The following is a 22,680-nucleotide window of genomic DNA, read 5'->3' on the forward strand; positions in this document are numbered from 1 at the left end:
ATGTGCTTCGGCTACTCGCTTGCCTAAGGCGCTTTATCGCCACCACTATTAATCGATCAGCGCGAGCAGGAGCCAACCGATGCCGCCGAGGATCAGCAAACCGGCAAAATTCACGGCTGAAAACAGCCAAAGAAATGTGCCGACGTTCTGATGCACAAGCTGCCGATATTGTTTGTAAGCAATCAGATTCGCCATCGAGGCCACCAACGTGCCTAAACCGCCGATATTGACGCCTAGAAAAAGTGCGGACACGTGACTGGTGAATTTAGCGAGCAGAATTGCGGCGGGGACATTGCTGATCAACTGACTGGTCACAAGCCCACTCATGTAAACGGCCAAGCGATTGTTTTCTAAATGACGGATGAGGTCAGCAATGATCGGCGAACGACTGATATCGCCGACAGCAATAAAGAAACAGAGAAATGTGCCAAGCAGTCCATAATCGACTTGCTTCACTAATCGGCGATCAAATAGACAAACGAAGAGGACAGTTACCGCGGCCGCTAGCCAACTTGGAACGACCGAAAAGACGCCGAGAAAGATAAAAAGCGTCACCAGAATGGTCAAAGTCAGCGGACGCGCAGCAATCTGATATTTGATCAGCTTCGGTGTCGTTACTTCTTGTTTGCCGAACAAAAAGGATGTGGACAGAATCAATAGAAAGCTAACTAAGGTGATCGGCAAGGACAAACGAAAGAACGCGCCGGCGCTTAGATGATAATGCGCCAAGAGAAATAAATTTTGCGGGTTGCCGAAGGGTGTCAGCACACTGCCCAAGTTCGCCGCAAGCGTAATCAGCGTGACAGGCAGCATCAGTGGGGCGTCAATCTTTCTGGCGATCGCCACGAAAAAGGGTACCAACGTAAGTATCGCTACGTCATTGGTAAACAGCATCGCGCTGAAAAAAGATAAGAGTAATAGGAAACGAATCAATTGACGCAGATGACTGACCTTGGAGATGAGCACCATCGCACAATAATCGAGGATATGGAGCTTTTTGTAAACAAGAACTATTAGCATCAATGACAAAAGCGAAGTCATCGTCTTCCAGTTAATATCATTGAGCTGTGGCCTGCTTAAGAACAGGCTCGCGATCGCGAAAATAAAGGATATCCAGAGCAGCGTATCCTTTCGAATTTTTTTAATGAGGACAGGATAATAAGCTTTCATGTGACCAGTGTAGCGATTAATCGTTGCGTGTTCAAGCTGTTTTGGACTCGGTTTGAGTGCTTTGTCCACTTTTTCGAGCGGATCCGACCCGATTTCGAGCGTTTTGCCTAATTTTTCGAACGTCGGCCATGACTACAATAGCTTTTCACTGCATTTTCGACGAAAAATCATAGACACGCATGTGCAAAAAAGCCCCAAATCTTAGAAATAGATTTGAGGCTTTATGATTAGGAGAATGATTTAGTTTTTAAAGCAACATTTTTGTTTAGATATTTTGCGCGTTTTCTAGCACATAATCTTCAGCTTTTTTCGACCATAGACCGTTATTCTGACGGATGATATCGCTCAGTCCCTGGTAGAATGCATCCGAGTAAGTGTTTGTCGCGATTTCCTCGAGCGATTTTCTCGGCATATTTTTCTGTACATAAATCAGTTTTTTGCCGCTTGGCAGGAGTCCTGGCAAATTAAGTGTTGTCTCAGCTACTGCATTGAGTCCCAAAACGTGCGAGATAACTTTCTCGACATTTACTTTTCGATCTTCAACCAATTTAATCGCTGCCCGCATGTCATCTGTATTGCCACCTGATGTACCAACATAGTGGGTAAAATTATAATGAATATCATACAAATTAATTTCCGCAAAGAATTCTTTATCGCGTGGGCCCGCAAAGAAATTGAGGCAACCGTCTTTCGCAAGCAGGCTTGACGCCTGTTTAATTAAAGGTTTTACAGGAGCCAGTACGAAAATGTCATCAAAAGATTCCTGATCCACGAGCGATTGCAAATAAGCGGCCTGATCATCGTATTTGCTGACATTCACATAATGGAGTTGAATGCCTGATTTTGCCGCTTCTACCGGGCTATACAAACGAGCGGCGTTTTCGAGCTTTTCATCGGACAAATCAGTGACAACAACCGTCTTCGGCTTGATCGGTCCATGCAGCGCATAGTCAATTTGCAGCAAACCCATCGGTCCTGTTCCACCCATAATCATCAGATTGCCGTTTTCTTTAATGCCCATTTTGTGATCGTAGGTGCCTTCGATCAAGTGGTAGTTGGCGTTAAATCCCCCGACGACACATGAGAGCGGTTCGAGCAACGATCCTTCGAAATAGCTTTCACCATTATATTCAAGCAGACAATCCTGTTCCATAACTTCTTTTGGAATAATTACGTAAGTGGCATCGCCGCCAATATATTGAAAAGAATAGCCGGGGCAATCTGGGCGATCCGGTAGCTGCAGGTTCGGCTGAATCGCATATTTGCTGCCCTCTTGGAATTTGTCTTTCCATTTTTCACCAACCTTGACAATCTTGCCGCAGAATTCGTGACCAACAATGATTGGTTTCTCCGCAATATCATTCGGCACTTTCTTATGATCCGAACCGATTTTCGCTTCTTTCCAAGAAGACATGCAGATACTGTCCGTCACAACTGTCGCCAGAATTTCATCCTCTTTTATTTCCGGAAGCTCAAATTTTTCAAGTCTCAAATCTTCTTTACCATACAAACGAAGTGCTGTCGTTTCCATTAGAATCTCCCCTTATTAATTAATATTTATTTCAAGAACCCAAGCCAGAAACCTAGGATGCCGAAACCAAATAGTGCAAAGATGAGCAGAATCGGGCTTACTTTCTTTTTAAGCAGATACATCATCAGCAGCGTCATTCCCAGGGCAAGCAATCCGGGACATAATTGATCCAATATTCCTTGAACGGTCATTGTTGTTTTTTGACCGAGCTGGTTCGTTGTTTGCGAGATAACAATCGGTACGTTGATTTTCGTCCACTTTGTAACCAGAACGCCCATAATAAACAGGCCAAGAATACTTGCGCCTTCCGTCAATTTCTTCAGGGTGTTTGACGCCATATCCCTGACAATATTCATTCCAGCATCATAGCCGTATTTTAAGCCGTACCATTTCAAAGCAAGACGTGCGATATTGAAACTTAGGAAGAAAAGGATCGGTCCGAAAATATTACCAGTGAGGGCAAATGTCGCGCCTAGCGCTGCTGTGATCGGGCGCAACGTCCCCCAAATCAATGGATCGCCGACACCAGCGAGTGGTCCCATCATACCCACTTTCAAACTGTTAATCGCTCCATCATCAATCGGTTCGCCATCCGAACGTGCTTCCTCCATTGCAGCGGTTACACCGACCACTGGGCCACAAACGGCTGGCGTGGTGTTGAAGAAAGCCAAGTGGCGTTCCAACGCTTTCGCTCGTTCTTCTTTTGTCTGATACATGCGACGAATCGCCGGAATCATATCGAAACAGAAACCCAGTGCGTGAATACGTTCATAGTTGAAAGAGGCCTGTTGAAAATTCGTACGGACGAACATACTGAATAAATCTCTTTTTGTTAACTTTCTTTTTGACTCGCTCATGACCGCACCTCCTAGTCTTCCAACATATCGTCTGCAACGGTTGATGACTGTCCGCTAGCAGCCGATGCTGTTTGGTTTTCGTGGTAATTCGGATTTAGCTGAATGTAGATGAAAGCGATAATCAGACCAACGGCTCCGAAAGCAACCAGGCTGAAATTGAGATACGAAGCAATGAGGAAGCCGAGAAAGAAGAACGGCATCAGATATTTAGCGCCCATCATATTAAGAACCATCGCATACCCGACAGTGACGATAAAGCCCCCGGCAACATTCAGTCCGCCGGTCACAACAGGTGGAATGGAACTTAAAAGATGCTGCACACTACCCGCATTCATAAAGATGGTAACAAGCAAGACTGGAATGGCGACACGCAACGCCTGTACGAGTAAGGCCGATAAATGAAGAAATTCGAGCATATGAAAGTTGACTTCTCTGGCCGCTTTATCTGCCGCGTGCTGGAAGAACACGGTAATGGTTCGCGCAAATACAGTCAACACTTGCCCTGCTGCAGCCACAGGCAACGCAATCGCAATACCTGCTTGAATATCCTGTTTTCCGATGATAACAAGAATGGTCGAAATAATACTGGCTAGTGCCGAATCGGGTGACTGAGCGGCACCGATATTCATCCAACCGAGCGCAATCAATTCAAGCGTACCGCCTAATATAATGCCGGTTCGGATATCACCAAGTATCAGGCCGACAATCGTACAGGCAATTAGCGGACGATGCGTCTGAAATTCATCCAAAACGCTCCCCATGCCGGCAATACACGCAAAAAGGAAAATAAGAACAATCTGAACGACATTAATATCCATGATCCATCCCACCTCTTTTTTAGGTCAGTGCAATGTTTTCTATTTTCTTCATCATGTCGACAGGTGAATCGCTGTCTACAACTCGGAGATCCAGTTTCACCCCTAATTGATTTAACGCTTTAAACGCATCGACATCTTCTTTTCCGACAGAAACCGCTTTGGTAATTTGCTTTCGCCCATTTCTGAAAGCCATCCCGCCGATATTGAGCGATTGAATTGGGACATTCTGTTTCACCATCCGCAACACATCGGTCGGATTCGTAAATAGGTAGAAAACGGTTTCATTTTCGTATACAGGATTAAAATAGACTTTAACTGCCTTTTCAATCGAGCAAACATTGACTTTAATACCTGGAGGTGCTGCCTGTTTCAGCAACATTTTGCGTACATCATCATTGGCGACTTCATCGCTGCATACAATGATTCTTTTTGCATTTGCTTTCTTGGACCATACCGTGGCGACTTGACCATGAATCAATCGATCATCTATTCTTGAAAAATTGATTTTCATAATTAGAGCTCCTCCTCTTCTTCGGTCATTAGGCTTCTGAAGGATTTAACAGAATCAACCGCAATCTGCTGAAGATACGGAACAATTTGTTCCAGACTTTTTTGCGTCCGATTTGCAACAGCCTCGATGCAGATCGGAAGATTGACCCCGCTGACGACATCCATATCATTCCTCTCAAACGCTAACGTTGCAGAGGCATTATAAGGACTACCACCGAATAAATCAGTCAAGACCAAAATATTGTTCAACTCATATCTCTCGATAACAGCAACCAATTTCTTTTTAATATCTTCGAGGTTCTCACCTGGGACGAAGCGAATCGGATAAAGCGCTTCCGTTTTGCCGAAAATCATCTCAACAGATCGTTTCAAAGATTCAGCCAAATCACCGTGTGCACAAACAATAATGGAATACTGCTGTTTCGGTTCTTCCAAAACTGCTCATCTCCTTTGAATCCTGATAATCTCAGCCACGCGACTTTCCACCGGCAATATTATAAGTGGTACCGGTTATATAACTTGCGCGATCCGATCCTAGGAACAGAACGAGATCGGCAACTTCCGCAAGTTTGCCATCACGACGGATTGGAATCGATTTATTCGTATACCCTTGACGCAATTGTTCAACGGTGATGCCACGCGTATACGCCAAAGCATCTTCATACGCTGGCGTGCGCAAGCCTGTTTTTTCCAATATGCCAGGTGCTACGCCGACGACCCGAATATTAAACTTACCGAGTTCTTTCGCCCAGGAACGTGTATAGCTGTAAATTGCTGCTTTAGTTGCCGCATAGGCACTTTGTCCTTCCGAACCCTCAAGCCCACTTTCAGACACCATGTTAATAATGACGCCTTTTTGCGATTTGACCATTTCGCGACCTGCAATCTGTGAGCAGAGAACAACGCCTTTCTGATTGATGCTGATCATCCGATCAAGCACTTCATCACTCAATTCATATCTGCTTCCTGATTCTTTCGCATCAACGAGCAACCGCGGCATATTGATTCCAGCATTATTGACCAACACATCTATTTTTCCAAAATGCTCGATGCTTTCTTTAAATAAATTTTCGACACTTTCACGTTGCGCAACATTTGTCTTCACAAATAGCAACTGATTCGGTTCCGCTAGCTGCGTCAGTTCAGTAGACGGTTCTTGCAAATCGGCCAATACGACATTCGCTTTGTTCTCAAGCAAAGATTTAACGATTGCCTGACCAATACCTGAAGAACCACCTGTGACGACAAAAGTCCGACCCTCTATTTCTAGCCAATCTCCCATGATGCATTCCTCCTCAGAATAAAAATCACATTTGTGATTCATTTGAACATTTGTTCTTTACACTGTTTATTATAAAACGCTTTCATTAGAAGTCAATTCCGGAATTATTGAGAATTTGTGAAATTAGATCACATTTGTGTAATTACTTAATTTTTTCTATAATAGAGAAGAGCACCACTGATCAATGATCGCAGCGGTGTGAAAGGGGGAAGTTGTTTTGGATACAGACACAAGAAGACTTTATATACAGATTGCCGAGATGTACTATAACCAAGATTTGACACAAAGCCAGATCGCACAGAAAACAGGAATCAATCGAAGCACAATCAGTCGACTCTTAAAGAAAATTAGAGAGGAAGGGATTGTCAAAATAATTATTAATTATGATCTCGATGATCTAACGATGGAAAGACAACTCCAAGAGAAATTCGGCTTAAAAAAAGCGATTGTGACCACCGTTGATTCAAACCAGAGCGACGATATTAAATTGACTGCGCTTGGCCAAGCATGCGCACGTTTTCTCGATCAAATTATTGAAGACAATGACACGATTGGCTTTTCCTGGGGAAGTAGTCTGGCAAAAACCGTTCAAGCGCTGGACGTAACCGTTAAGCGCGAAAATATTCGCTGTGTGCCTTTACTTGGAGGACCCGCAAACAAGCTAGATAGTGATTGTCACGTCAATACGATCTGCTACCAAGCTGCGCGTAAATTTAACGGAAAATCAATCATGATCGATTTTCCCGCCATCGTTGAGAAACCAGCCATGCGCACTGGAATTATTGAAACGGAGTATTTTAAAGAGATACAGCACATTTGGCAGCAAATTAATGTTGCTGTCTTTGGCATTGGTTCGATCGATATCGTGCACAGCAGTTCAACGTGGCAGGCTTTTTATGGGAATTCAGCAATTGAACAACTTATTAGTGAAGGCGTTGCTGGCGATATCTGTTCCCGGTTTTTTGACATTCATGGAAAAACGGCCCAAACCCATTTAAGTGATAGGACCATTTCAATTCCACTCGAACAACTAGCGGGACTCAGATACTCTATCGGCGTTGCTCAATCATTAGACAAAGTAAAGGGGATTTTGGGGGCTTTGAGAAGCGGGAAGATGAACGTTTTGGTAACGACTTCTGAGACAGCAGCAGCATTATTGAATGACAACGCGTGATTAATAGGGCCATTGCACCCTAATTACTCCTTAAATCGATTTTGGAAAAATAGATATAAAAGTAAACGTTGCAAGCATGTTGTCATTGAGCATTTCTTGCAACGTTTATTAGAGGATTGCTCTTCTAGCAAAGACAGGTATGTATCGACGCATCGCATCAGTTATTCGGTAATGATTTTCGAATCAAAGAAGCGTTCTTGAAATTCGACCAACGCCATAATTTGTTCCTTGCTGTATCGATTAATCTTGTTGGTCACAACTAGTTTATCATCGTCATCGTTCGTTCTATGGATGATCGCGACAACGACTCCGGTATATTCTTTTAAAGGCACAAATTCACCGATGACATAGGCGTCTGTTTCTTCACCATCCGGAGAAAGGGTATGGGGCACATAACCATAATTAATCGGATAATATAGGTTTTCGTGTTCCGGATGCCGCGAGCACATCGGGCGATCAATGATGACTTTAACCGTTTGTGATAGATAATCCATTGGAACGGCTCCTCAAACAGGCTGTACCTTGTTCTCAACCTTTAATCAGAATGCGGCTTTTAGCCACTAAGCTTATACTAAGCACACTTCAGCTGCTCGCTTGCCGCGGGCGCACCGCGAGCCTCCTCGTACAGACTAGAATCTGCGGGGTCTCGCTGGCACGCTGTTCCCGCAGGCGTCTCGCGCTTACGTGTTTGAATGTGGAACTTTTCGAACAAGAAGCCGCTATGATGTAGCTTGAGCATTTTCCAACGGCAAGCGTTGCGTCGTTGCTGTCAAAGCTTGTCCTATTTTTTATAGACCACTTCAAAAACCTCGCAAACGCAAGGGATTGATTGATCAAACGCTAATCCTGCCTCCGCATACGCCCGCTTAAAAAACGCTTCATGGACTTCTCGCCAATAGGCTAATGAGCGATCGCCTTCGCCTTCATGGTAAGCATGTTCCCAAGATACTGAATCAAAGGGAATGATTTCCGTGACAACTGTCTGCGTAATCGCGACCGGTTCACCATTGCCGTTCAAGATAATATTATACTCGCCGACTTTCGGAAGTGGTTCATTTTCTTCGTACAACGCATAAGCGGATGTTGTCGCTGTCTTGACGCCCTTGACGACTAATTCAGCCAAACGATTGGCCATTTCCGGGTTATTGCCAAACGACCATGCCAGATAATTGGCATTCGTTAACCCCTGTTTGGCTTTAAATGTATTCCAAAACTGTTGGATTGCTGCTTCGTTTTCCATAAAATTTTTCCTCTTCGCTATGTTTCTCTCTTAATATACATCTGCATTTTATCTAAAGCGAATGCCAGGCGTGCTGCACCTGACAATTGGATTTATTTGGCTGTTTTTGTAAGCATCTTGTTCTCAATGACCATCATCGCTTGGTTGGCTTTAGTTAACTGACTCGCCGCCTTGTTCAGATACTCATTAACTTTTAGAATATCATTCGTTTTCCCAGTGTGAAGCGCCAGTTCGGTTTGTTTCATGGCTTTCTGAGCAGTAGCCAGTGCCGGGCTCATAGAAGTGTAGATAGTGGCAGTTTGCTTACCAATCGGCTTATGTCGCTGAAACGATTTAATATCTGTCTCTATCTGGAGCGTGGCTTGATTCGTGTCTGTTGCCCATTTGCTCGTATTTTTCGGGTTGTTCAGCAGCGTATTATAAGTATTAAAATCACTTTCCATCTTTTGAAACAATTGGATCTCAGTTAATACCCAATCAACCTCTGTTTGTTTATTCTGCGCTTCAGGCGAATCACTAGTTGTTAGTTTATTGACCACACTATCGGCTTTAACCATTTTCTCCGATTTGGCTGTGCCTGATCCTTTGTCCGTTGAGCACCCCGCGAGTAGAGCAAAGAAAACTAGCGCGACTACTATTATCAATGCTATATTTTTTCTCATTTCTCTTCCTCCATTTATACGTCTTTTCATTAATATACGCAGTAAGAGAGAGAGAAATGATAGGATTATTAGATTCATAACTTGTAACATCTGGGCAAACGCCCATTTCATATTTTGTATCAAATGCGCTCCGGTCGCTCGCTTGCCGCGGGCAGGACAGGAGCCTCCTCAGACAGGCGATAATCTGCGGGGTCTCCTTTGTCCTGCTCTTCCCGCAGGCGTCTCGCACCTTCGCTTCATTTTCACGCAAAAACCATTATACTTATTAATCTTTCAAAGAAAATAGATTTAATCCACTCTACTGTCAAACACACTTATTTAAATTCTGAGATCACGTTTATTGTAAATTTAATCACGAAAAGCCATTTACACAAGTATATTTATCGAAGAATGTCTTTCTGAAAGCCTTCCGGATGCATTTGCAGCCATTCTTCTCTTAGCACCCCATAACCTATGGAATCATAATACTCGCCATTGACGATTCTAGCTTTTCGAAAACATGCTTCTTTCGTGTAGCCTAGTTTTTCCGCCAAGCGCATCATACCAAAATTGCCTGACCACGTGCGCAAATCAACCCGTACAATTTGCGGCATGGCATCGAACAGATAATCCGTCCACAATCCGAATGCCTCAAATCCACGTCCATTACCCCAATAATTCGGATCGAAAATAGATATGCCGGCACACAGCCAATTCGTCTCCTTGCTTTCCCAGTACCAGCCGACCATTCCTAAGAGTTTGTCTGTGTTTCTATCCGCAATGGCCAAATCAAGACGAGGCGTTTCTAAAGTATCCGTCTTTATTTTCATGCACAAGGTATCGACGAGTTTAATCACCTCATCTCGTGACATCCGTGGATAATACGGGCCATCAAACTTTTGCCAGGTTTGTCCAGGCTGCCTCCAGAAAATATAATCCTCCGCATCTTTCAACTGCCAATCACGAATGACAATTTGCTTTCCTTCAAAATGAAGCATTGGTTGACCCCCGGAAATTTTAATATTCGTTGAGACGTTAAAAGTATCTTCGAAAAGCGTAAAGAATTCTGCTTTGTATCCTCTAAGATATTTGATAAAATACTTGGTAATCAGTGGTAAAAGAGGTGGCAATATTGATATATTTCACTGGTATTAATCAAAACATGTGTTAAAACCTCTTTAGAGTATGAACAAATATCATGCAAAACTGTAGAAAATATTATCAGCAATTTGCCAATAAGTATGTTCACGATGACATTGTAATAATGTAAGGTTATTGCAGATTTAAAGAATGTAATTTTATAATGTGATTATTAATAAAATATAGGAGTTGATATAATGACTGAACCGGTTACAGTTGATATGGCAATTGTTGATTGTGATAAGGAAAAACTTTTAAGGCGTGTAAAAAATTATCAATCAGAGTACAACGCTAGTAACAATTGTGATTCTAAGATTATTTTAAAACCTGATCCTAATACAATTGCGTTTGATGGAGTAACATCACATTCATTTTTATTACATCTTGAGGAAACCAAACGATATTGATTGATAGACTGCATCCCTAAACGGATGCTTTTTAATTATTGGCCATTTTTTAACTTTACCATGCCTAGGCCAGATATCGAATATTTTAATTTTCGAGAAGATGTTAAATATCCTCCCCTATTTAAAATGAACCATCAATTAGAGAGTGCTATACTTACCTTTAATTTCCCCCATTCAGACCTCTTCCACGAGTTCCTTATATACCTCTGTTATCTTGACCGGAACGTATCTATACGTCAGATGTTCGGCAGAATACTCTTGAAGCGAATTGTCTACCTCGACAAAAAGCTCAAGCTGCTCGTTTACTCGCTCTGACACTGAACTGCCAACTGGTGGTTGGCTATTGTTCATAATTGATCCCAGAGTGTACTCCGTACGCTGGACCTTCTGTACACCACGCCTAACCGGCAGCAACTGCCACTCGCTAAAAATAATTGGCCGTCCGTTCGTCGTGGTTTGCTTTAGTGCATCTCCTTGCGCCATATTAGCCTGAATAATAATTTTTGCACTATCTATCACATGCCTGTTGTCCGTTCCAGTATAATGTTCGACCTGTTTCAAATAAGCACGATAGAAGACGCCAAACATATTCATCACCAGCATCTCAACATTGTCCTCGAGTAGTTCAATACCATAAAGCGAAGATAACGCAATCAGCGAATTTTGTTCATATTCTGCCAATGTTGCACTCATTTTTTCCGCAAGGCAGAGTTTACGATGCAAAATTTCAGTTAGAAATGCACCTTCGCCAGCAGCAGGTTCTAGGAAAGTTGCCGTCAGAGAATGCAAATTTTCCTGCAACTCCTTTTGGTCGAGCATCAACTTGACGATCCGCTTGGGCGTGAACACCTCGCCGTGCTCTCTGACGCGCTGACTTGACTTGATCAGTTTCTCATCAACCATCACTTCATCTCCTGCACCTTTGACTCAATGAAGTGTATCTCTGCATCGCTCAAACCATATTTGGTATATAATTGCTGGTCAATTTCGGCAGCTGACTTAGACCAGTCCATATCTGATGTCGGTGCAAAGTTTTGTAATGGAACCTTGCTCCATGTTGAAACAGGGTTGTGCTGAGTAATTTTAAGAATTCCTAGCATAACACGCGCAAACTTACTTTTAACATACTTAAACAGTGCCTTTGCTTCAGCTTCAGTTTGCAAATTACCAATTGAAATGAACGTTTGCGTATGGCCGACGAAAGGTTGACCAATGAAAGGTGTACTGATTGCTTCGCCCAGTGCGCCACTACCGTTGGATTCAGGAAGAATAACTTTATAGTGTTCAAAGTTGTCCGGTGCTTTCAAATAATCGCGTCGTATCCACCGGAACGATCGTTTTTTATCAGACAGGCCGAGCACTTGTACATACTCAAAACCATCACTTGGTCTATCTTTCAAAAAAACAATGTTATTTAACTTATCGATTGAGTTAGAGCGTAAATCAAATGAATTACCCATCAGATTATGAACTTCAGGATGTTCTCGATCAACAAGTTCGGCAAAACGGTATGCTACTCCACCATAAACGATATTTGACAATGATTGTTTAGTACGTTTATCTACCTTTGTCATTATTGTCTTTAGCTCATTGTATGGAGTAAAAATTTTGACAGGGGTAAACTCCGATCGCTGATCATAAAAAGTAATCGCTACTCCCCCTTTAATATCTGTTCTGGGAAATATTTCCGCACTGTTTGCATTGTAGTAAACTACTTTAAAGTGATTATTCTCAAGCATCTTCCGGTTCCATTCATGCGGTGTTTGACCAGCATCAAATAGGAATCGAGCGGGTGTAATTAGTGATACCTTTTCCCCAACTTTAATAGCCATATCCATAAACAAGTTATAAATGGGGTTGCTTCGACCGTTTCCTTTGACTTCTTCTTGATAAGGCGGATTTCCAATCACAACATCGAACTTCATATTGGCAAACGCCCCCTCAATTTTTTCTACACCAGCATCAATGCTGGCCTTAGCTGTTTCAACAATACCATCAATATAGGCAATATTCGTCTGATAATCTCGATATCCTGATAGGGTTCTCTGAGTAATCGTCTTAGCCATCAGAGTCTTCGCAACAACAAAGATATTCTCCTGAAGTATCTTCTCCCATAAGTTATCCTCATCTTCTGGTGTGAACTTACCAGCACGATAATTATTCAGCTCACTCTGTGCTTGGGAATACAGTGAGGTCGCCGCATACAACGGGTATAGACCCGTCTTAGAGTTTATCTCTAGTATTCGCGCATCAGGCTTAAACACAGAAGCTGTTTCATCGGTATCAATCCAGTGTCTCACCGGAACGCCATCTTTGGACGTATAGCGATAATCATCGTCATAATATGAATAACCGCCAATCGTTTTACCCAATTGCATGTTGACCACACGCCAAGGAGTAAGAACTGTTTCCTTATCTGGATTCTTAAATGTGCCGAAAATAGCAGCTATTTCAGCAGTACGCTCAAATGGTTCTAACTTATCGAGTCGACGGACACGTTGGCGAATAATACGTCCAGCCTCAATAAAGATTTGTGAGTCATAATACTTTGCAAACTGACGGAACTTAACCTTTGTGACACCCTTCGGCATGAATTCTTCCCAGGATCGATCATCAACCAAGCGAATAAAAGTTGGGATGTCTACATCCTTACCGATATCGATTGCCATCCCATAAATCATCATCGGAATGCGAATCGATATGGAACGCAAGATTGAAATCATAGTCTTACGCTGTTTCTTGAGGCGCCTCATCCGATCGAGCAACTCTTGCTCTTCGGCGCTTCGTTCCTTATTAGGCTTCTTTTCTGCCTTTGTTGCCTTATCATATTCTTCATCAGTCAACCCTTGGGAGTTTACATCAATTATGACCTTTTTCTTTTCTGCCTTCGTTGTGCCAACAATAGCCTTTAAATCATTAAATTTAGAAACATCAGCTTCATCCAATTTCAGCAACTCATCGCTGTACAAGGAATCATCGTCAAAACCAGATCGTACGGCCCTTTCTGCATAGACACGCTTCAGTTGTGTTAAAAGACTGTCGACCTTGTACGGCTGCATTCCTTGACCTTGCTCACCAATGATCGGTAGAAAGTTCAGAAGTTCTCCCATCTTTAACTGTTGATCATGAGTCTGAAGCTTGCCGGCGCCAGTGTTTAGCCGTGTAGATTCAGCTATGACGGTTAGTGCACGATCAGGTGCAAAGTCGAATATGTAGCAATTTTTCTTCATACCTAGCTCTTCATCGGCATACGGCGTCTGCGCACGAAACGCTGCTTGCAGATATTGCATGGCGCTATTGGTATTCGAAAGAAAGATAATCCCCGTCCACTCTGGAATATTTACTCCAGTAGTTAACTTACGTACTGTCAGAGTGATCGTCTTAGTACGGGCTGGATGGTCAGTGATCGCCTTCCTAACTCTCTCGAGGTCGCCGTCATTAGCTTCAAGCGCATCACCATTATCAACTACATTGACGATTTTGTAATCAAAACCAAAAATAGGATGCCGCTCCATCAATGCCTTCATTGCCTTAGCGGCGGCAACAGAAGGCATAAGCCAAAGTGTATGTCGTAATTTCTCACGAAATTCTTTGGTCGAAAACGGAAAGCTTGTCTCTTTCGATGGGGTCGTGATGTTATTCAAGAATTGGTTGATCTTGGATTCATATACGAACTGGCCATCTTCGTTTACCTTGAAGAATTCATGGAAATTGAATGAACGCTGATCTATGTCCAGGAACCTGCTATCCGCGAAACGCTTTTTCATCTCAAATGTATACATTGAAACCTTCGGCAGAACAAGGTACGGATTCGCCTTATCTGGGTGTTCACTCGTCCACTTCACCTTAGCCTGCTGCTCCATGACATAGTCCCAGGTATACACCTGCTCCGGATTATATTGGTCAATCAAGTTAAACGGCGTGCCAGATAACTCCAAAAGGCGGGTCTTCGATTTGGTAACACCGGCGATCACCCTTTGCGCAGGTTCTGTCTGAGTGCCTTCATGGGCCTCATCAATAATGACCAGGCTCCAATCAACTTCCTTTACCAACCGGTTTTTATCTTTGACCTTACCTCCGAAAGTCTTTGAACTCCGCAGATCCTGAATGCTAGCAAAGTAAATAAAAGGTTGATCCGCCTGGAACAGCTTATCAAGCGAAGCGCCTTTAGTCTTTGAACCGTACATGTAGCCAGCAGAGGCCATATCAAGTTTCTTAAAATCATTAAACCAACTATTATTAACTACAGGCCGATGGGTCATTATCAGCACCTTTGCGTACTGTTCATCTCTTATCAATTTCAGGGCAGAAAGAGTTTTTCCGAAACGCATCTTCGCATTCCACAGCATCCTATTATAATGCTTAAACACTTTTTTGGTTCGCGCAACTGCTTCTATTTGCTCTGGCCGAAGAATGAGCTTAGCATTTGTATTTGTAACTGGTGCATTGATATATTCGCGTCCTTCTTTAACTGCCGCAATTGCGCACTTGACTGTATTAACATTGGTTATAAACCATTCGCGGCCCCCATTCTCAGTCAACTCAGGGTCGCGTTTAATACCTGATCTATCCAAAACACGATGGACATCGTGGTCACTGAACCAAACATGCTTATCTTTGCGATACGCCAATTCTGCCCATTCAAGCTTAAACGGTACGGCGGATGTCCCCATGTATGTACGAATCCTAGCCTCAGAAGCTTCGCGAAGATCTGGGCTATTCTTAGTCAGGTCTGTTTCATAGCCATCAACGGTTGCTTCGCCGATTTTTTCTCGTCCAACATACGCCGGCCATTTGCCAGAAATATTGTCCCCAGTCTGGACATAGATCACTTTCCGATCAAACGTCGTATAAGGCTGCTCAACTACAGGTTCAGTAAAAATCGGTTGTGCACCTGTATAATCGCAATACCGCTCCGCAAACCAATACAATAAGTCAGCCAACTGTCTGAGTACCTTAAGTCCTTCATCACGGGAGAATTGATTAAGCGTGTGCGTAGCACTATTTCCTGCACGTTTGATTGCATACAACAAATCAAGAATGCGGGTATGCAGCAGATTATGGTGCTTAATTTCCAACAGGTTCTGACTGAATGTTTCGTTGTCATGCATATAGTTTTGATCCAGCACAAACTTTGAAATGTTTTCCGCAATTTTGCGAGCAGTTGTTAGCTCTGAAGCATATTCAGCTGAAGCAAACTGCCGCTCCGCTGTTTCTGCTACTGGAAAATAGTTCGCACTATCTTCGTTTAGCTTTAAATACTCAAAATTTCTGCTCATCTTATTCATCTCCCGCATGAACTGTTTCTCTCAAAAGAATTATCTCATAAATTACCATTGAGCGAGATGAAAATTGTAACCTGAGTTCCCGAAATGTATAACGATAAATACTTGAAAACGTTGATGTATGGCCGTTTGCACCGATTTCACACACTTGTTATACATTGATATTTATAACGAGTGATTTGAATTGGAAATGGCTTTAAATCAAGGATTTTACTCAAACATCATTACAGAAACCGGGAATGCAGGTTGTAAATTAGAAATTAATTCACAAATCTTATTTTGTTTGGTAGAGCAGATAAAAGCATCATGATCCAGTTCTAACGCACTACTCGTACCAGGTATTTCCCTGTAATCGACGGTTTCAGCTTTCACAATACTGGAGCCATAATCATGAAAATCTATTATTGTTACTTGAATCCTTCACTCCAAAAAAGTTTTTAATTTCTTGAATAAGCGCTTGTTTTCCCCCATAAACTAATTTGCTTCAATTGATTGAAGCGTTCGATTAATCCACTCTTTTTTGCTTTCGTAAATACGTGGATTGGGATGATAATAATAGGGACGGGTTTTGTGCCGCCAACCCTTGATATTTTTAATTAACTTGTGTTGAAATACTTCTTCAACCATACTTTTGATAAAAGGCTCAGTGCCCCAGCCGGCAATTAGTTCGACACTCGGATTAAATTGTAACAATTTCTTTAGTTCATTCTCTCGTTCTCTAGAAAAAATAGAATGATAGGTAAAAGAACAGTTCATTGCGTCCTTTAACTTGGCTTTAAAGTCCGTTAAATTACCAGAGCACAAATCAGAAAGATTTATAATGGATATCAGATTCCACTGTTCTATTTTCATAAGCCTCATGATTTGTTCCTGTGTCGGATCTGAATTGGCTTTAATGAATGGAACTTCTGCGCTCCTTGGATCGAGTACTGGAACCATTTCCTTCATTAAAGGATCGCATGATCCTGGATTGCAAAGGATAAAAATGGCATCAAGTGTGTTAGATGGAAAACCGATTCGCTTTATTCTGGCTTGGTTTCTACACTCAAATACTCTATTACCAATCCCCACATTATAAAAGCTGGCTTCCACTTCAAATTCCATTAATAATTCCTTTTTACTAATGAGATCCATATCCACTCCTCCTAATCCGGTTCTCTTGATAATTTTTAAAGATTCCTAAAATAAGTTACTGGAATTCGTTTTACTTGAATCATATTGACTATCCCAAATACACATTTTCATTATGCCATTCGAGATAATTCCGGTTCGGAAGTTGATCGCCGCGGTCAGGCAAAACGGCCAATTTGCTGCCGTGAAAGGCATAATACTCTTTGCCATTACCAAAGTCTTCTTTAATATGATGGCTCACTTCTACGGTCAGAGTCTTATCTATGGTGATATAGCCACGGTCAAATAAAGTATGGAAGTCGCTTCGAAGGAGCAAGCCGTTCGTTATTTCATGAGGCCCATTCAAACTATAGGGCTTAATATGAGCAGCCTCCAATACAGGCAACGTTTTTTCGCCGGTTATGGCGCACCTTCTATGATAGGCATCTGCAATCATCACTTTAAAAGCACCTTGACCAACTCGTGGTTTGATGATGCGTTCCTTGCCAAAGCGATTGAATGAGCCTTCCTTGATGATATACGCTTGGCTGTCTTCTATGTTTCTCAACCGCTCCTGTACTTGTTCGTATAATGATAAGCCAATAGGTTCAGATGTTTGATAAGTTTTGCCCTGAACAATATTACTGTTCCAGTTCTCAGGCTGAGCGATCCAATCCTTTTCGTCAAAATAGAATGGCATTGAAAGGATAATACAACCAATTTGTGGATCCGGATCAGAAAAATGATTGGTTCTTTTGTATTTGTAGACACGATTATTGAGTTCCATTAAGCTATTTGCCCCATTGGCGATTCCAAACGCATCCCAAGCAAGAGATGTGGGGAGAATAGAATAGTTTAAAAAGAAACCACCGCCAACAATGTAGTTCCGCGGGCTATGTGTCTTAAATAAAAATATATCCCCCTCATTCAATGCTTTAAAATTTGTACGCCCACCTGGCTTCCAAAAGTTCACCTCATCACAGTTTGCCTGTTTCAAAGTCTTAAACCAATCAAAATCCGTAACGCCAACATACATTTTCATTGGCATCATCATCGCCCTTATAAAGTATTAAAAGAATCTGACGAATTTATATAACGAGTACTATTCTCAATGGTTCAATGATATTTAAGTTATATTTTTGAAGGAAAATACAGTTGATTATAGATATTTGGATAGAATGGTATTCCTACAGCTTTATATCTGAAAAATGGATCCCGATGATCCCAATCCATCCCCATAGAGTTTGCAGGTAATCTTTCGTTCTCATTCTTTTTTGCAACTGTACACACAAAAAGAAACTGATCAAACAATTCGTTTATTAATTTTTCTGTCAACGATCCATTCATTGCTGCATCAGAAATCTTTTTCAAGTAAATATTCTTCGGCACCATATGTTCAAATATGAGACTATTATTCGTATCCTTAGATAATAAAATCTCTCTTGCTTCCTCAGTAATAAAATCGGACATATTGTGTTTATTACATTTTAATTTATTTTGTCTGTAGTAACTTTGTGTTAAGAAGTATAGGTTTTCACCCATTCCCCTTTTAAAAAAATAAGCTCGCAAATCGTTATCTTTGATTTCTTTATTAAGCATGATTACATCAAATATATTATGTGCTAAAAAATCGATAAATTTCTTGCGATACGGGGATTCTATTACATTAGTGATAGAGTTTGTTTTCAAATTATTATTTATTTTTGATTCACTTGCTATGGAAGTTTGCACTTTATTACTCATTACTTTCCTGATCTTTACCAATTCATGCTCAGAGTCTATGTTAAAACGATCTCGATGAATTTCACGCATCATATTTCCAGGAAAATATCGTTGGTAAAGATTGTCCACATTATAATTTTTCGCATCCCCATATTTATTAACTAATTTAACAGTTGAGAAACCATAAGGATCTCCATTTCTGACTTTTATTTTCCCCTTATAGTTCCTACCATTTATGCTCCTATCTAAGCTCCTTATTCTTCCATCATTCGAAATCTGATAGATTTCCTCATACCCTTCAATGTCGAGCCATTTAACAGAATTGATAGAAACACACCTCATTTCTCGTAAGAATTGTCTTGAATATCTTTATCCCATACAAGATAACAGTCCCATCACTTAACCCTCGTGGCCAGGTGTGAAAGTCTGAACCAAATGAGCCACGATTGGATCGTATTTGCTCTTTAGAGAAGAAGGATAAGTTATATTTAATTGGGCAAACGCACCGCGATTTAAAAATGTTTTAATATATACAATATTGTTACCTTTTACATAGGATAAAACATAATAGTTTTTCTTATGAACTTGATAGTCTATCGAATTAGAGACATCGACTGCCGCTTCTGAAAAATTATCGTTAAGCGTCTCATTCATCGAGTTGTTACTGCCAGAAACGATTATATTACATTGTCCATCTGAAAATGTACGTCCGTCATTATTTGTCGGTGCTTCCCCCATATTAAAATTCGAAGGATATTCTATACTGAATCCAAATCGGTTATTTGTATATTTATTATAAGAAGTATTAATATTGTCCGATTTTGCTTGCTTACCGCTTTTTATTGCAGATGATAGATTATCCTCAGTTTTTTTTAGTTCCTTATCAACTGAGGCAGAAGAAGCCCTTTTCAAATCCTTAAAGGTATTCAAGCGAACAATTGCACTATCATATTGCTGATCCTGAATCAATGAATTTATTTTCTTTAACTCTTTTTTATAACTTTCAGTCATGTTCTGTTTTTCTAGCTTCTGTATCTTCAATTCCAATTTATTAATCGATGTGTTGGTACTGGCAAGTAATGAAGGATACGACTTGATTTTTTCCAGCTTTATACTTGCCGAGTTATAATTCTTATTGCTAATAGCCATACTTGCATCTTCCAAAGAAACCGCCTGTTTTTCATAAGGGGCTGCCTTTTTATTACCCGGCTCTTTTTGTAATGCTTTCTTAAAATAGTTCTCTGCCTGCACATAATTATCATTTGTTAAACTAACTTTCCCTTTTTCAATATATACGTCTGCGGCATTATTCGCACAAGATGTTAATACCGCTAAATTAAGTAACAAAGCCGATATCAATAAATAAGATAAATATTTTCTCACATTGCCCGCCTCAATTTTTATAAAAATTATGCATGATTCTTTTGGTGTTTTGACCTAATAAGTTATCCCCACCTTCTGTATCATTGGCTTAATTTATATCAGGAACATAAATTTTTTGAAGTGGTATTAGTGCTTGTTTGTCAGTGGGCAGTTTATCATACCATTCCATAATTAATGTGACCAATTTTTCAAGATCTAATAGTTTTACACCATTTCTGTTTGCAATTCTATCTGCCTGATTTGTAAATCCTCCTGTTGAAATGAACAAACTATTTGCGTCAGATGGGTTCGCACCTAGCAATTGTTGTATTTCAGGACCACCAGTAGAACTTTTCCGATGCTTAACTTGAACCTTAATAATAGGGCGTTCAAATCCAAATGCATCCTTATAGGCCAGTATATCAATTCCGCCGTCCGGTCCCTTAGGACTTACCTGTGTATTATAACCCATCGCTTCCAGCAATCCGGCAACGAGATCTTGCATCTGCCATGGATCCAAACGATCAATTCTATCCTCAACCATTGACTGTGCCTTTGCTATGAAATCATCTACCGCATCCCTCTCATCAGCAGCTTTAATATCTGTAGGAATAAAAGTCATCTCTGCATGAGGATTTTGTATAAGCTGCTGGAATTCATTCCCCCATTGAGTAATTTGAAAAATCGTTAAAGTCGATCCAAGACTATTTTTTGCACTCTGGCTTAATGAATCCCTATTGACCATAGCTTCTTCCCAGTTTACTTTTATATGATTCGGATAATTCACGTCACCAGATGAAGGAGCGTAGAAAAATTCATCGACAACTGTTCCAACAATATATTCCCTTTTTTCCTTTGAATAAGAAACCACTCTATCATTTTCCTTGATTTCATTTTTAAATCGCCAAATTTGACTTACCCAATTCATTATCGATTGCGGTCTTCCATCAGCATAGATGTTTTCAGCATATTTTAATATTTGCTCTTTCGCTTTAAATCTTCCAGGATCCCCTAATTCCGGCCATCCTATTGAAGCAATCCCCAATTTTAACCATTCTTCTACTAGTTCATTATTGTCACCAGCTCGAACCATCCACCAATTTGTCACTACTTATTCCCTCCAAATTCTAGCTATTTCTTTATCAAAATCTTTTACTTAAATAAGCAGGATCCAAACGAATAATCATGTCACAGGATCACTGATTTTCGTAAAGACAAAATCGTATGCAATACCGCTCAATTGAAGCGTTAGAGCTTTGATTGGCATACCCATCAACTTCACAATCTTTGCTACGTTTTTATTAATCACCATTCGACAATAAATGGTAATTTCCTTCAATAATTACAGAAAATCCATACCATATTTTTCAGTGTTCCATTTCGGCCAATCAATAAGATAAATAGGTTATTTGTGAGCTATCATTTCAAGCAACTAGAGATAGATTGGAACCATGCTTTTGGAAACTTAATTAAAAAGTTTCTTTTATCCAGTATTAAAAGTTTGTAACCGATTACATATGAGCTTAGACTTTTTATGTGAAGAGCTAAAATAAATTAATTGGGGGGTTATCTATAATGAATCGGTTAAAAGATAAGGTTGCGATTATAACGGGTGGATCATCCGGTATCGGTTTGGCCGCGGCCAATAAATTCATTGCTGAAGGGGCTTCTGTTATATCGGCGGATATTGCCGCACCAGAAAATAAAAACATTGATTTCGTAAAAACCGATGTTACTAATCCTCAATCCTTGCAAGATATGGTCAATACAGTTGTTGATCAATACGGGAAAATTGATATTTTAGTTGCGAATGCCGGTGTTGCGGAGAAAAAATCAGCTGTAGCAGATTTAGATCTAGATAATTGGAATAAAGTAATTGCTATTGATTTAACCGGCGTTGTCTTAACAAATAAGTATGTCGTTTCTCAAATGGTCAAGCAAAAGAGCGGTAGTGTCATCAATATGAGTTCTATCTTAGGTGTTGTTGGTGGGGTTAAGTCCCAAGCCTATTCGGCTGCCAAAGCAGGCGTTGCGAATTACACGCGATCGCAGGCGATTACCTATGCTGCGCAAGGAATTCGTTTTAATTCAGTTGCTCCAGGATACGTGAATACGCCACTCTTAAAAACACTTCCACAAAAAGTTAGAGCGAGTATGATTGAAAAAATGCCAATAGGTCGTTTGGCAGAACCAGAAGAAATTGCAAATGTCATCGCTTTTGTTGCGAGTGATGAAGCCTCTTTCGTTACAGGCGCCTTAATTAATGCGGATGGTGGTTACACGGCACAATAATTATTTGACGTTAATAGGATCCGTTCACTTGTGTGAGCGGACCCCCTTTTCTTTACAGTTTCTTCGCCAATATTCACGCCTATCTGTCACCCATGCAAGGCGCAAAAAAATGATCAATACCTTGTGAGTACTGATCACC

Annotated in this window: 21 protein-coding genes; 3 read left to right on the forward strand and 18 right to left on the reverse strand. The window is 41.0% G+C overall.

Annotated features, from left to right (window positions below; all coding sequences use genetic code 11):
• Positions 1 to 48: 48 nt before the first annotated feature.
• The 7 genes from JOC27_RS09205 to JOC27_RS09235 form a co-directional block, all read right to left on the reverse strand.
• Positions 49 to 1,239: an SLC13 family permease gene (locus JOC27_RS09205; RefSeq protein WP_205007004.1), complete on the reverse strand. Its 1,191-nt coding sequence runs from the start codon at positions 1,237 to 1,239 to the stop codon at positions 49 to 51.
• A 196-nt stretch (positions 1,240 to 1,435) separates the two neighbouring features.
• Positions 1,436 to 2,701 (reverse strand): zinc-binding dehydrogenase, encoded by a 1,266-nt coding sequence (locus tag JOC27_RS09210; protein ID WP_205007005.1) that lies wholly within the window; start codon positions 2,699 to 2,701, stop codon positions 1,436 to 1,438.
• 26 nt (positions 2,702 to 2,727) lie between these two features.
• A complete protein-coding gene (locus JOC27_RS09215) occupies positions 2,728 to 3,558 on the reverse strand; it encodes a PTS system mannose/fructose/sorbose family transporter subunit IID (RefSeq protein ID WP_205007006.1) in 831 nt (276 codons plus the stop codon).
• An 11-nt stretch (positions 3,559 to 3,569) separates the two neighbouring features.
• Positions 3,570 to 4,370 carry a PTS mannose/fructose/sorbose transporter subunit IIC gene (locus JOC27_RS09220; protein WP_338062799.1) on the reverse strand — a complete coding sequence of 267 codons (801 nt, stop codon included), beginning with the start codon at positions 4,368 to 4,370 and terminating at the stop codon, positions 3,570 to 3,572.
• Between the two features lie 25 nt (positions 4,371 to 4,395).
• Entirely contained in the window at positions 4,396 to 4,887 is a 492-nt protein-coding gene (locus JOC27_RS09225) for a mannose/fructose/sorbose PTS transporter subunit IIB (protein WP_205007008.1), read from the reverse strand.
• 2 nt (positions 4,888 to 4,889) lie between these two features.
• Positions 4,890 to 5,321 (reverse strand): PTS sugar transporter subunit IIA, encoded by a 432-nt coding sequence (locus JOC27_RS09230; RefSeq protein WP_205007009.1) that lies wholly within the window; start codon positions 5,319 to 5,321, stop codon positions 4,890 to 4,892.
• A 31-nt stretch (positions 5,322 to 5,352) separates the two neighbouring features.
• The gene (locus JOC27_RS09235; protein WP_205007010.1) at positions 5,353 to 6,168 is read right to left on the reverse strand and encodes an SDR family oxidoreductase; all 816 of its coding nucleotides are present in this window, start codon (positions 6,166 to 6,168) and stop codon (positions 5,353 to 5,355) included.
• Between the two features lie 217 nt (positions 6,169 to 6,385).
• Here JOC27_RS09235 and JOC27_RS09240 point away from each other — a divergent pair, with 217 nt between their 5' ends.
• On the forward strand, positions 6,386 to 7,342 hold the full coding sequence (locus JOC27_RS09240) for a sugar-binding transcriptional regulator (protein WP_239530222.1): 957 nt from the start codon (positions 6,386 to 6,388) through the stop codon (positions 7,340 to 7,342).
• A gap of 161 nt (positions 7,343 to 7,503) precedes the next feature.
• Here JOC27_RS09240 and JOC27_RS09245 read toward each other — a convergent pair whose 3' ends face one another.
• From JOC27_RS09245 to JOC27_RS09260, 4 genes are all read right to left on the reverse strand, one after another.
• Positions 7,504 to 7,836 carry an inorganic diphosphatase gene (locus tag JOC27_RS09245; protein WP_205007011.1) on the reverse strand — a complete coding sequence of 111 codons (333 nt, stop codon included), beginning with the start codon at positions 7,834 to 7,836 and terminating at the stop codon, positions 7,504 to 7,506.
• A 287-nt stretch (positions 7,837 to 8,123) separates the two neighbouring features.
• A complete protein-coding gene (locus JOC27_RS09250; protein ID WP_205007012.1) occupies positions 8,124 to 8,582 on the reverse strand; it encodes an ASCH domain-containing protein in 459 nt (152 codons plus the stop codon).
• Positions 8,583 to 8,674: 92 nt separating this feature from the next.
• The gene (locus JOC27_RS09255; protein WP_205007013.1) at positions 8,675 to 9,244 is read right to left on the reverse strand and encodes a DUF3558 domain-containing protein; all 570 of its coding nucleotides are present in this window, start codon (positions 9,242 to 9,244) and stop codon (positions 8,675 to 8,677) included.
• 380 nt (positions 9,245 to 9,624) lie between these two features.
• Entirely contained in the window at positions 9,625 to 10,221 is a 597-nt protein-coding gene (locus JOC27_RS09260; protein WP_205007014.1) for a GNAT family N-acetyltransferase, read from the reverse strand.
• Between the two features lie 339 nt (positions 10,222 to 10,560).
• Here JOC27_RS09260 and JOC27_RS09265 point away from each other — a divergent pair, with 339 nt between their 5' ends.
• Positions 10,561 to 10,770 (forward strand): hypothetical protein, encoded by a 210-nt coding sequence (locus JOC27_RS09265; protein ID WP_205007015.1) that lies wholly within the window; start codon positions 10,561 to 10,563, stop codon positions 10,768 to 10,770.
• 174 nt (positions 10,771 to 10,944) lie between these two features.
• Here JOC27_RS09265 and JOC27_RS09270 read toward each other — a convergent pair whose 3' ends face one another.
• The 7 genes from JOC27_RS09270 to JOC27_RS09300 all read right to left on the reverse strand — a co-directional run bounded on the left by JOC27_RS09270 (position 10,945) and on the right by JOC27_RS09300 (position 21,357).
• Entirely contained in the window at positions 10,945 to 11,673 is a 729-nt protein-coding gene (locus tag JOC27_RS09270; RefSeq protein WP_205007016.1) for an N-6 DNA methylase, read from the reverse strand.
• A complete protein-coding gene (locus tag JOC27_RS09275; RefSeq protein WP_205007017.1) occupies positions 11,673 to 16,049 on the reverse strand; it encodes an Eco57I restriction-modification methylase domain-containing protein in 4,377 nt (1,458 codons plus the stop codon). The genes JOC27_RS09270 and JOC27_RS09275 overlap by 1 nt, the downstream gene beginning before the upstream one ends.
• A gap of 480 nt (positions 16,050 to 16,529) precedes the next feature.
• On the reverse strand, positions 16,530 to 17,189 hold the full coding sequence (locus JOC27_RS09280; RefSeq protein ID WP_205007018.1) for a hypothetical protein: 660 nt from the start codon (positions 17,187 to 17,189) through the stop codon (positions 16,530 to 16,532).
• Between the two features lie 88 nt (positions 17,190 to 17,277).
• Entirely contained in the window at positions 17,278 to 18,213 is a 936-nt protein-coding gene (locus JOC27_RS09285) for an HNH endonuclease (RefSeq protein WP_239530223.1), read from the reverse strand.
• An 83-nt stretch (positions 18,214 to 18,296) separates the two neighbouring features.
• Positions 18,297 to 19,229: an NUMOD4 domain-containing protein gene (locus JOC27_RS09290; RefSeq protein WP_205007020.1), complete on the reverse strand. Its 933-nt coding sequence runs from the start codon at positions 19,227 to 19,229 to the stop codon at positions 18,297 to 18,299.
• 57 nt (positions 19,230 to 19,286) lie between these two features.
• The gene (locus JOC27_RS09295; protein ID WP_205007021.1) at positions 19,287 to 20,270 is read right to left on the reverse strand and encodes a tetratricopeptide repeat protein; all 984 of its coding nucleotides are present in this window, start codon (positions 20,268 to 20,270) and stop codon (positions 19,287 to 19,289) included.
• A gap of 88 nt (positions 20,271 to 20,358) precedes the next feature.
• Positions 20,359 to 21,357, reverse strand: a complete 999-nt coding sequence (locus JOC27_RS09300) for a restriction endonuclease (RefSeq protein ID WP_205007022.1) — start codon at positions 21,355 to 21,357, stop codon at positions 20,359 to 20,361.
• Positions 21,358 to 21,824: 467 nt separating this feature from the next.
• Here JOC27_RS09300 and JOC27_RS09305 point away from each other — a divergent pair, with 467 nt between their 5' ends.
• A complete protein-coding gene (locus JOC27_RS09305; RefSeq protein ID WP_205007023.1) occupies positions 21,825 to 22,541 on the forward strand; it encodes an SDR family NAD(P)-dependent oxidoreductase in 717 nt (238 codons plus the stop codon).
• Positions 22,542 to 22,680: the final 139 nt, after the last annotated feature.

Source organism: Sporolactobacillus spathodeae, assembly GCF_016908935.1.
Lineage (GTDB): Bacteria > Bacillota > Bacilli > Bacillales > Sporolactobacillaceae > Sporolactobacillus > Sporolactobacillus spathodeae.

Bases quoted from the DNA above. Each gene is read 5' to 3' on its own strand.
- JOC27_RS09210 (WP_205007005.1), bottom strand. From the start codon at position 2,701: ATGGAAACGACAGCACTTCGTTTGTATGGTAAAGAAGATTTGAGACTT.
- JOC27_RS09215 (WP_205007006.1), bottom strand. From the start codon at position 3,558: ATGAGCGAGTCAAAAAGAAAGTTAACAAAAAGAGATTTATTCAGTATG.
- JOC27_RS09225 (WP_205007008.1), bottom strand. From the start codon at position 4,887: ATGAAAATCAATTTTTCAAGAATAGATGATCGATTGATTCATGGTCAA.
- JOC27_RS09235 (WP_205007010.1), bottom strand. From the start codon at position 6,168: ATGGGAGATTGGCTAGAAATAGAGGGTCGGACTTTTGTCGTCACAGGT.
- JOC27_RS09245 (WP_205007011.1), bottom strand. From the start codon at position 7,836: ATGGATTATCTATCACAAACGGTTAAAGTCATCATTGATCGCCCGATG.
- JOC27_RS09250 (WP_205007012.1), bottom strand. From the start codon at position 8,582: ATGGAAAACGAAGCAGCAATCCAACAGTTTTGGAATACATTTAAAGCC.
- JOC27_RS09255 (WP_205007013.1), bottom strand. From the start codon at position 9,244: ATGAGAAAAAATATAGCATTGATAATAGTAGTCGCGCTAGTTTTCTTT.
- JOC27_RS09260 (WP_205007014.1), bottom strand. From the start codon at position 10,221: ATGCTTCATTTTGAAGGAAAGCAAATTGTCATTCGTGATTGGCAGTTG.
- JOC27_RS09265 (WP_205007015.1), top strand. From the start codon at position 10,561: ATGACTGAACCGGTTACAGTTGATATGGCAATTGTTGATTGTGATAAG.
- JOC27_RS09270 (WP_205007016.1), bottom strand. From the start codon at position 11,673: ATGGTTGATGAGAAACTGATCAAGTCAAGTCAGCGCGTCAGAGAGCAC.
- JOC27_RS09275 (WP_205007017.1), bottom strand. From the start codon at position 16,049: ATGAGCAGAAATTTTGAGTATTTAAAGCTAAACGAAGATAGTGCGAAC.
- JOC27_RS09280 (WP_205007018.1), bottom strand. From the start codon at position 17,189: ATGGATCTCATTAGTAAAAAGGAATTATTAATGGAATTTGAAGTGGAA.
- JOC27_RS09285 (WP_239530223.1), bottom strand. From the start codon at position 18,213: ATGCCAATGAAAATGTATGTTGGCGTTACGGATTTTGATTGGTTTAAG.
- JOC27_RS09290 (WP_205007020.1), bottom strand. From the start codon at position 19,229: ATGAGGTGTGTTTCTATCAATTCTGTTAAATGGCTCGACATTGAAGGG.
- JOC27_RS09305 (WP_205007023.1), top strand. From the start codon at position 21,825: ATGAATCGGTTAAAAGATAAGGTTGCGATTATAACGGGTGGATCATCC.